Genomic DNA, 9,197 nt, shown 5'->3' with positions numbered 1-9,197 from the left:
CTGGCTCATCCCGGCCCACGCCACCACCCTGGCCCCGCCCGCCGCGCCCCAGGGGCTGGCCGCCGTCTGGTCCGGCGCCGCCTGGACCCTGGCGGAGGACCACCGGGGGCGCCGGGGCTGGCTGGACGGCCAGCCCGCGACCGTCACCGAGCTCGGCCCCCTGCCGCCGGGCTGGGCCGACGCAGCGCCCGAGCCCGGCCCCGGGGAGCTGGCCGCCGCGCGGCGCGCCGAGCGCGACGCGCGCCTGGTCGCCTGCGACTGGACGCAGCTGCCCGACGCGCCGCTGGACAACGCCCAGCGCGCGGCCTGGGCCGAGTACCGCCAGGCTCTGCGCGACGTGCCGGGGCAGCCGGGGTTCCCGGGGGCGGTGCAGTGGCCCGCCCCGCCCCTGGGGTAGGGGCCGCAGCCTTTTCCCGCCGGGCGCCCCTTCCCGGGCGCCCTTGTCCGCCCTCCCGCCCCCCCCGGGGCGCGGCCCGTGGCCGGGGCCCGGCTTTTGCCGGGCCCCCGGCCCTTCCCCCCGGGCCCAAGCCCTGGTAGACAGGGCCTGCCATGCCCGTCACCCTCGTCGTTGCCGAGAAGCCCTCCGTGGGGCGCGAGATAGCCAAGGTCCTGGGCCTGCCCGGGCGCGGCTCGGGCAGCATTTCCGGCCCGGGCTATGTGGTCACCTGGGCCGTGGGGCATCTCATCGGCATCGCCGAGCCCGGTGAGCAGGACCCGGCCTGGGCCGGGCGCTGGCGCATGGCCATGCTGCCCATGATCCCCGCGCGCTTCCGGCTGGCCGTGCTGCCCGAGTCGGCCCGGCAGTACGAGATCGTGCGCGGGCTCATGCTGCGCGAGGACGTGACCGCGATCATCAACGCCACCGACGCCGGGCGCGAGGGCGAGCTGATCTTCCGGCGCATCGCCATGCTCGCCGGGTGCGACAAGCCCGTGCGCCGCCTGTGGGCCAGCGACATGACCGAGCAGGGCCTGAAGAAGGCCCTGGCGGGCACCGAGCCCGCCGAAACCCGGCGCAACCTCGGTCTGGCGGCCTTTGCCCGCGCCGAGGCCGACTGGCTTGTGGGCATGAACTACTCGCGGTTGTTCACCCTCAAGGACGGCTCGCTGATCACCGTGGGCCGGGTGCAGACCCCGGTGCTCAAGCTGCTGGTGGACCGCCGCCGCGAGATCGAGCTCTTCGCCCCGCGCGACTACTGGACCGTGGAGGCCACCCTGGCCCACGGCGAGGAGGCTTTCGCCGCCCTTTGGCACGCCCCGCCGGACTACAAGGAAACGCGTATCGACCGGCGCGCGGAGGCCGATGCCGTGGTGGAGGGCTGCGCCGGGCGCCCTGGGGTGGTGCTCTCGGTGGAAAGCGCCGCCCGCCAGCAGAAGCCGCCCCTGCCCTTCGACCTGACCACCCTCCAGCGCGAGGCCAACGCGCGCCTGGGCCTGTCGGCCAAGGACACCCTGGCCGTGGCCCAGGCGCTCTACGAGCGGCGCAAGCTGATCACCTACCCGCGTACGGACTCCCGGCACCTGACCCGCGAGCTGTTCGCCGAGATCCTGGAGCCCCTGCGCGCGGCCTACGCCCATTTCCCCGCCGAGGCCCAGGCCGCGGCCGAGGCCGTCAAGGCCGGGTCGCGGCGCTTCGAATGCGTGAACGACGCCAAGGTCACCGACCACCACGCCATCATCCCCACCGCCGCCCGGGCCGCGCGCCAGGCCCTGTCTGCCGACGAGTGGAGCGTCTATGAGATGATCTGCCGCCGTTTCTGCGCGGCGTTCATGGCCCCGGCCAGGTATTCGGCCTCCACCGTGTGGGCCGAGGTGGCCGGGCAGCGCTTCAAGGCCACGGGCAAGGTCTTCAAGGAGCTGGGCTGGCTGACCGCCGAGCCCTGGCGCGCGGCGGCGGACAACCCCCTGCCCCGGCTGCGCAAGGGCCAGGCCGTGGCCGCCAGAGCCCTGGAGGCCCGGGCCCACCAGACCAAGCCCCCGGCGCATTTCACCGATGCCACCCTGCTGGGCGCCATGGAGACGGCGGGCAAGCTGGTGGAGGACGGCGAGCTGCGCGAGGCCATGAAGAAGCGCGGCCTGGGTACCCCGGCCACCCGCGCCCAGATCATCGAGACCCTGGTCGCGCGCAAGTATGTGGCCCGGGACGGCAAGAAGCTCGTGGCCACCGACGCGGGGCGCCATGCCGTGGAACTGGTGGAGGCCCACCTGCCGCAGATGGTTTCACCCGAGCTGACCGGGGAGTGGGAAAAGCGCCTGGCGGACATAGAGCAGGGCCGCGACACCTATCCGGCCTTCATGCGCGACATCCGCCAGGCGGTCGGCCAGGGGGTGCAGGCCGTGCGCGACGCGCCCCTGGTGCCGCACGCCCGGCTCTTCGGCGCCGGGGTGGACCGCGACGGCTTCCCCCTGGACGCCGCCCCGCCGCCGCCCGCCGCCCCGCCGCCCGCCCCCGTCGCCCAGGGCGCCCCCGCGTCCGCCCCCGCTCCCGCCGCCTCCGCGCCCGGCCCGGGCGTCAGGGATCGTGACGGCTTCCCCCTGGAGGAGCCCCCCCGGCCCGGCGGGGCGCCGGAGGAACCCCTGGGGCCCTGCCCGCTGTGCGGGCGGGGCGTGGTGGAACGGGCCGGGGCCTTCGAGTGCCAGGCCGCGGCCACGGGCGAATGCGATTTCGCCATTCCCCGGCGGCTGTTTGGCGGCGAGGTGCGCGCGGCCCTGGTGCGCGACCTGCTTTCCAAGGGCCGGACCTTCAGGCGCACGCGCTTTGTCTCGCGCGCGGGCAAACCCTTCAACGCGCATCTGCGCCTGGCGGGCGGGCGGGTGGAGCTGGATTTCAGCGACTGAGGGGCCGGGGCGGCGGCCCGGCGCACGGCGGCCTGCGGAGCCGGGGGCTCAGCGCGGTTCGCGGCGGTCGGTGATGCGCACCGTCCCGTCGGGCAGCACATGCACCGTGTAGCTGCGCAGGGGCAGCAGGAATCCCGGGTCGTTCCGGGCCTCGGGGATGGTCGGGGGGTGGGCGCAGGTGGCGCCCTCGGGCAGGCGGTAGACCGCAAGCTTGCCGATGGCCCGCAGGGGCGGCGCCTGGAAGGTCTGGGTGTTGCCGGGGGCGCAGGTCAGGCTGCGCCGGGCCGGGCCGCTGGCGTCCCACAGGTCGAAGGCCACGCAATAGCTGGCGTCGGGGGATTCGTTGCGCAGGGTCAGGCTGCCGCAGTGGGCGGGCTGCGCCAGGAAAAGGACCACCAGCGCGGCGGCCAGGAGGGGCATGACGGTTGTGCGGAGCATGGCGCGTATTCCGTCGCCTGGCGGCGACGCTTCTGGCTTCATGCTATAGCCCGCGCCCGCCGGGCGCGGAATAGGGGAATTCCTGTATTCTCGCATGGTCCCGGGGGGCCGCCCGGCCGGGCGTGTCCCGCCGGTCCGTGGCGGTTTCGCGGTGGCGCCCGGGAGGCGCCGCCTAGCTGGTCCGGATGCCCCGGACCAGCTCATGCAGCCTGCGGGCCTGCTCCTCCAGCCCGCCGATGATCCTTGCGCTGTTGGCCATTTCCTCCAGGGTGTCCTGGGCGATGGCGCTCACGTCCTCCACGGCGCGGCTGATCTCCTCGCCGGACACGGCCTGTTCCTCGCTGGCGGCGGCGATGGTCCGCACCTGGTGCGCCGTGCCCTCGACGAGGGCCACGATCTCGCGCAGGGCTTCCCCGGAATGGCGCGCCAGCCCGGTGCTTTCGCCCACGGCCGCGAAGGCGTCGCGCGTGGCCCGGGCGCTTTCGGCCGTGCTTTTCCTGATGCCGTCCACCGCGGCGGTCACCTCGCGGGTGGCGTTCATGGTCTTTTCGGCCAGCTTGCGCACCTCGTCGGCCACCACGGCGAAGCCCCGGCCCGCGTCGCCCGCCCGCGCGGCCTCGATGGCGGCGTTCAGCGCCAGCAGGTTGGTCTGGTCCGCGATGTCCTCGATGACGGTGATGACGTGGCCGATGTCCCCGGCGCGTTCGCCCAGCTCGCGCATGTCGGCGTCCAGGGTCCGGGTCCGCTCGCGGAGCTGCTCGATGGACGCGATGACCCTGGCCACGGCGGCGTCGCCTTCCAGGGCCTTGGCCCGGGCCGTGTCGGCGCCCTGGGCGGCGGCCCCCGCGCTCTTGGCCACGTCGCCGGTGGCGGCGCTCATCTGCTGCATGCTGGCCGCGGTGGTCAGGGTCCGCTCGTTCTGGCGCCGGGCGCCGGCCTCGGCCTCGCGGACCTGGCGCAGGAGCTCCGTGGCCGCCTGGGAAACCCCGGCGGCGATGTCACCGGCCTCGCGCGCCGTGCGGGCCATGCGTCCGCCCTGCTCGAGGGCGGCACGCTCCTGCTCGCGGATGGGCGTCAGGTCGAAGTACAGGGCGAACACGCCCAGCAGCGCGCCGTCCAGGTCATAGACCGGCGTGGCGCTGACGCTGACCGTGACCCGCCCCCCCGGGACGGGCAGCTCGACTTCGCGCTCCTGGCGCTCCTGCGCGCGCAGGGCCTCCAGGCAGACGGTGTCGCGCCCGGCGGCGCCGTGGAAGAATCCGCTCGCGCACATGCCCGGAAAATCCTCGGGCAGGCCGGGCTTGCCCAGCAGGCGCAGCAGGCGCTCGTTGACGAAGGTGATCCGGCCTTCGCGGTCGAGCACCAGGCAGGGCACGGCCACTCCGGCCAGCACGCCCTGGGCGAAGCCGAGCTTCTTCTTGACCTCGGTGAACATGGCCCGCACCCCGTCGGCCAGGGCGGCCATCTCGGCCCGGAAGCGCCCGCGCAGGGCGGCGTCGAAGTCCCCGTCGCCCACGCGGGCCAGGAACCGGCGCACGGCCTCCAGGGGCCGCAGGATCTCCACGCGCACGAACAGCAGCGAGCCCGCCCCCGCCAGCAGCGAGACGGCCAACCCCGCCGCCACCGCCGCCCAGCGCAGGGCGCGCACCGGCGCGAAGGCCTCGTCCGTGCCCATCTCGGCCACCACGGCCCAGCCCAGGCCCCCGGCCTCCAGGGGCGCGAAAGCCGAGAGCACCGGGCGGCCCAGGTAGCCGTCGATTATCCGCGTGTCGGCTTCGCCCGCCAGGGCTTGGCGCACGGCCTCGGTGTCCACGCGGCCCCGGTCCGGGGCGGCGAAGCTGGCGGCCACGGTGCGGTTTCCGGGATCCAGGCGCGAGGCCGAGCGCATCAGCCCGTCCCGGCCCACGAGATAGCTCTCGCCGCTGGCGCCCATGCCCTCGGCCCCGGCGGCCATGACCGCGTCGATGGCTCCAAGGGGCAGGCGCAGCACCGCCGCGCCCTGGATCTCGCCGATGTGCGAGCGTACGGGCGCGGCCACGAACATGGCCGGGCGGCCGTCCAGGGCCGGGTAGGGCGCGGCGTCCACCAGTACCGTGCGCCCGGCCAGGGCCTCGCTCCAGGCCCGGGCCAGGTTCGAGCCGGCCAGCAGGGCGCCCTCCTTCACGTCCTCGCCCAGGTCGCGGCCCCGGGCGTGACTGTAATAGACCCGGCCGTCATCGCCGATGAGCAGCGCGTCCTCGAAGCCCAGCACCTCCACGAAGGGCGCGAACGCCCCGCCCACATACCCCAGCAGATCCACGAAGGCCGGATCGGCCACGTCCATGCGCACCCCGGCCCGGGCCGTGCCCCAGGCGTGGTCGCGCAGCATGCCCAGGGCGTTGTAGACCTCCTTGACCCCGGCGTAGAGCGTCGCCTCGTGTGTAAAGCGCGCGAGCAGCGCCTCCAGCTCGTGCAGCCGCGCGTCGCGCACCGAGGTCAGCCGCTGGCGCGATGCCTCGTCCAGGGCGCGCGCGGCCATGTGCACGCTGAAGGCGCCCACCGCGGCCACGGGCACCAGGCACAGCAGCAGGCTGAAGGTCACAAGCTTCATTTTCAGGGTCATGGGGGCTCCTCGGGGGTGGCGGTGGCGGCCCTGCGGCCAGCCAATCCCGTAGTCCACGGCGGCATATTTTCCGTGAAGGCGGGGTGACGATTGCGTGACGCCGCTGGCGGGCAAGGCTTTTTTGTCGGCCTCCTGCCGCGCCGCGCCGCCCCGGAGCCCCGCGCCGGGCGTTGACTTGAGTCGCAAAGAGTTCATACTCGCGGGCCTTGGAGCGCCAATGACACATGTGCATCTTTTCATCCCCTGCCTTGTGGACCAGTTCATGCCCGAGGCGGGCGAGGCCGCCGCGCGCGTCCTGGCCCGCGCGGGGGCCCGGGTGGACTGCCCCCGGGGCCAGACATGCTGCGGCCAGCCGTTGTACAAGTCCGGCCACGGCGACCAGGCCCGCGCCCTGGCCTTGCGTTTCCTGCACCTGTTCGCCGACGCCGAGGCCGTGGTCGCGCCCTCGGGCTCGTGCGTGCATATGGTCCGCGCGGTCTACCCCGCCCTGCTGGCCGACGACCCCGGCGCCCACGCCTCGGCCCTGGCCCTGGGCCAAAGGACCTTCGAACTGACCGAATTCCTGGTCCGGCGCATGGGTGTCACCGATCTGGGCGCCCGCTTCGCGGGCCGCGTGGCCTACCACGATTCCTGCCAGGTGGGCCGGGCCCTGGGCGTGCGCGCCGAGCCGCTGGCCCTGTTGCGCGCCGTGGACGGACTGACCCTGGCCGAGGTCGAGGACGCCGACCAGTGCTGCGGCTTCGGCGGGCCGTTCGCCGTGCAGTTCGAGGACGTGTCCGCCGCCCTGCTGGACGACAAGCTCGCCGCCCTGCTGGCCGCCGCGCCCACGGCCCTGACCGCCGCCGAGCCGAGCTGCCTGCTGCACCTGCGCGGCGGGCTGCAACGGCGCGGCCTGGCCCTGCCCGCCCTGCACATCGCCCAGATCCTGGCCTCGGAGGCCCCATGACCGGCTCCACGCCCTTTCGTGCCGCCGCCGCCGCCGCCCTGGCCGACCGGCGCCTGCGCGCCACCCTGAAGAGCGCCGTGGCCGTGTTTCGCGGCAACCGCGCCCGGGGGCTGGCCCTGCTTGCCCCGGCCGAATTCGAAGCCCTGCGCCACCGCGCCGCCGAGGTCCGCCGCCGCTGCCTGCGCTCCCTGCCCGTGCTCCTGGAGCGCCTGGAGCACAACGTGGTGGCTGCGGGCGGCCATGTCCACTGGGCGCGCACCGGCGCCGAGGCCAACGAGATCGTGGCGCGCATCGCCGCCGCCGAAGGCGTGCGCCTGGCCGTCAAGGGCAAGTCCATGGTCACCGAGGAGACCGGCCTCAACGCCGCCCTGGCCGCCCGGGGCGTGGAGGCGGTGGAGACGGACCTGGGCGAATGGATAGTCCAGCTCGCGGACGAAAAACCCTCGCATATCGTGGCCCCGGCCATGCACAAGAACCGCCGCGAGGTCTCCGAGCTGTTCCACAAGCACCTGGGCGAGCCCCTGTCCGACGACATCCCCGAGTTGACCCTCATGGCCCGCCGGGCCCTGCGCGCACGCTTCCTCGCCGCGGATATGGGCATCACCGGTGCCAACATGGCCGTGGCCGAAACAGGCAGCGTCGTCCTCGTGGAGAACGAGGGCAACATCCGCATGAGCACCACACTGCCGCGCGTGCATGTGGCGGTGATGAGCATCGAGAAGGTCGTGGCCACGCTGGACGACATGGCCGCCCTGCTGGCCGTGCTGCCGCGCAGTTGCACCGGGCAGACCCTGTCCTCGTACACCTCGATCCTTTCCGGCCCGCGCCGCCCGGGCGAGGCCGACGGCGCCCGCGTCTTCCACCTCGTGCTCCTGGACAACGGCCGCTCGGCCCTGGTGGCCGATCCCGCCATGCGTGACGTGTTGGCCTGCGTGCGCTGCGGCGCGTGCATCAATGTCTGCCCGGTCTACGCCCATGTGGGCGGACACAGCTACGGCTCGGCCTATTGCGGGCCCATGGGCTCGCTGCTGGCGCCGCTGCTGGCCCGCGCCCAGGGCGCCCCCGAGGCCGCCACCCTGGCCGAGCTGCCCTTCGCCTGCACCACCTGCGGCGCCTGCGCCTCGGTCTGCCCCGTGCGCATCGACCACCCGACCCTGCTCCTGGAGCTGCGCCGCCGAGCGGCAAACGCCCCGGAAACCGCCGGCCTGGCACCCCTGGGTCCCCGCGCCGCCGCCGCCTTCGCCCGGCTGGCAACGCGCCCGGGGCTGTGGCGCGCCGCCGCCGCCGCCGCCCGCGTCCTGGACCCGGGCCTGCTCCTGGCCCGGCGCATGCCCGGCGTGGGCACGGCCATCACCCTGTGGGCCCGCAGCCGCCGCCCCCCGCGCCTGCGCAGGCCCTTCTCCGCCCGCTGGCCCGCCCTGCGGCGCTCTCTGGAGGATTCCAATGGCTGACGCCCGCAGCGAAATCCTCATGGCCCTGCGCCTGGCACTCACCGACTGCCCCGACCCCGGCCCGGCGCCCCGGCCGGGGGCCGACGCCGCCTTCGGGCCTGCCGACCCCCAGGCCCTGGCCGCCGCCTGCGCCCGCTGCGGCGTGCGCCTGCTGCCCGTGGCCGACTGGGCCCAGGCCCGCGCCGCCGTGGCCGACCTGCTGCGCGAACTGGACGTGCGCAGCGCCACGTTCTGGAACCATCCCGACCTCGCGCCCCTGGACCTGCCCGCCCTGTGCGCCGCCCGGGGCATAGAGGTCATCCCCGCCCGCGAGGAATCCATACGCGACCTCGCCCGCGCCGATATCGGCATCACCTCCGCCCTGGGCCTGCTGGCCGAGTCCGGGTCCATCCTCGTGGCCGCCGGGGCCGACACCCCGCGCAGCACCTCCCTGCTGCCCGAGACCCACCTCGCCGTGGTGCCCCCCGGACGCACCGTGCCCGGCATCGCCAACCTCGCGCCCCTCCTGCGCTCCCTGGCCGACGTCCAGGGCCGCCCGCCCTCGGCCCTGCACGCCATCACCGGCCCCAGCTCCACCGGCGACATCGAAATGGTCGTCGTCAAGGGCGTCCACGGCCCCGTGCGGGCGGTGGTGGTGGCCGTGGCGGCGCAGTAACCCGGCGGCAGGCGGGGCGCAGGGCAGGCAACGGCGGCGAGAGAGGGGGGCGGGGGAGACTTTTTCTGGCGCCAAAAGCGGTATTATGTATCAAACGTACAACGCGGGACCTGGATTTTTGTCTTTAGTCGTGTAGCATCCAAAGATGCTGAAAGACGATACTATAAAAGACTTGGTGCGGCTGAAAACGGAAATGGAACGCAAGGCGGATAGCGTCCGCAGCGAACTGACGCGCATTGAAGGGGATATCCATGCCCTGGACAAGCCTAT

Annotated in this window: 7 protein-coding genes; 5 read left to right on the top strand and 2 right to left on the bottom strand. The window is 74.2% G+C overall.

The window, feature by feature from the left end; all coding sequences use genetic code 11:
• A partial coding sequence (locus tag M0P34_RS10390) for a tail fiber assembly protein (protein WP_366062472.1) occupies positions 1-397 on the top strand: 397 nt, incomplete at its 5' end.
• 152 nt (positions 398-549) lie between these two features.
• A complete protein-coding gene (locus M0P34_RS10385; protein ID WP_291498846.1) occupies positions 550-2,835 on the top strand; it encodes a type IA DNA topoisomerase in 2,286 nt (761 codons plus the stop codon).
• 48 nt (positions 2,836-2,883) lie between these two features.
• On the opposite strand, the gene M0P34_RS10380 is transcribed toward M0P34_RS10385, so the two are convergent.
• The gene (locus tag M0P34_RS10380) at positions 2,884-3,273 is read right to left on the bottom strand and encodes a hypothetical protein (protein ID WP_291498845.1); all 390 of its coding nucleotides are present in this window, start codon (positions 3,271-3,273) and stop codon (positions 2,884-2,886) included.
• A 172-nt stretch (positions 3,274-3,445) separates the two neighbouring features.
• Positions 3,446-5,875, bottom strand: coding sequence for a methyl-accepting chemotaxis protein (locus tag M0P34_RS10375; protein WP_291498844.1), 2,430 nt, complete (start codon positions 5,873-5,875; stop codon positions 3,446-3,448).
• Between the two features lie 217 nt (positions 5,876-6,092).
• Here M0P34_RS10375 and M0P34_RS10370 point away from each other — a divergent pair, with 217 nt between their 5' ends.
• From M0P34_RS10370 to M0P34_RS10360, 3 genes are read left to right on the top strand one after another with little or no spacing between them, the layout of a single operon-like run.
• On the top strand, positions 6,093-6,821 hold the full coding sequence (locus M0P34_RS10370) for a (Fe-S)-binding protein (RefSeq protein WP_291498843.1): 729 nt from the start codon (positions 6,093-6,095) through the stop codon (positions 6,819-6,821).
• A complete protein-coding gene (locus tag M0P34_RS10365; protein ID WP_291498842.1) occupies positions 6,818-8,272 on the top strand; it encodes a lactate utilization protein B in 1,455 nt (484 codons plus the stop codon). The genes M0P34_RS10370 and M0P34_RS10365 overlap by 4 nt, the downstream gene beginning before the upstream one ends.
• On the top strand, positions 8,265-8,927 hold the full coding sequence (locus tag M0P34_RS10360; protein ID WP_291498841.1) for an LUD domain-containing protein: 663 nt from the start codon (positions 8,265-8,267) through the stop codon (positions 8,925-8,927). Before M0P34_RS10365 ends, M0P34_RS10360 begins: the two co-directional genes overlap by 8 nt.
• Positions 8,928-9,197: the final 270 nt, after the last annotated feature.

The sequence above is a fragment of the Desulfocurvus sp. genome (genome assembly GCF_023230885.1).
In the GTDB taxonomy this organism is placed as follows: domain Bacteria; phylum Desulfobacterota; class Desulfovibrionia; order Desulfovibrionales; family Desulfovibrionaceae; genus Desulfocurvus.
This window is presented reverse-complemented; position numbering and strand designations above follow the sequence as displayed.

Bases quoted from the DNA above. Each gene is read 5' to 3' on its own strand.
- M0P34_RS10385 (WP_291498846.1), top strand. From the start codon at position 550: ATGCCCGTCACCCTCGTCGTTGCCGAGAAGCCCTCCGTGGGGCGCGAG.
- M0P34_RS10380 (WP_291498845.1), bottom strand. From the start codon at position 3,273: ATGCTCCGCACAACCGTCATGCCCCTCCTGGCCGCCGCGCTGGTGGTC.
- M0P34_RS10375 (WP_291498844.1), bottom strand. From the start codon at position 5,875: ATGACCCTGAAAATGAAGCTTGTGACCTTCAGCCTGCTGCTGTGCCTG.
- M0P34_RS10370 (WP_291498843.1), top strand. From the start codon at position 6,093: ATGACACATGTGCATCTTTTCATCCCCTGCCTTGTGGACCAGTTCATG.
- M0P34_RS10365 (WP_291498842.1), top strand. From the start codon at position 6,818: ATGACCGGCTCCACGCCCTTTCGTGCCGCCGCCGCCGCCGCCCTGGCC.
- M0P34_RS10360 (WP_291498841.1), top strand. From the start codon at position 8,265: ATGGCTGACGCCCGCAGCGAAATCCTCATGGCCCTGCGCCTGGCACTC.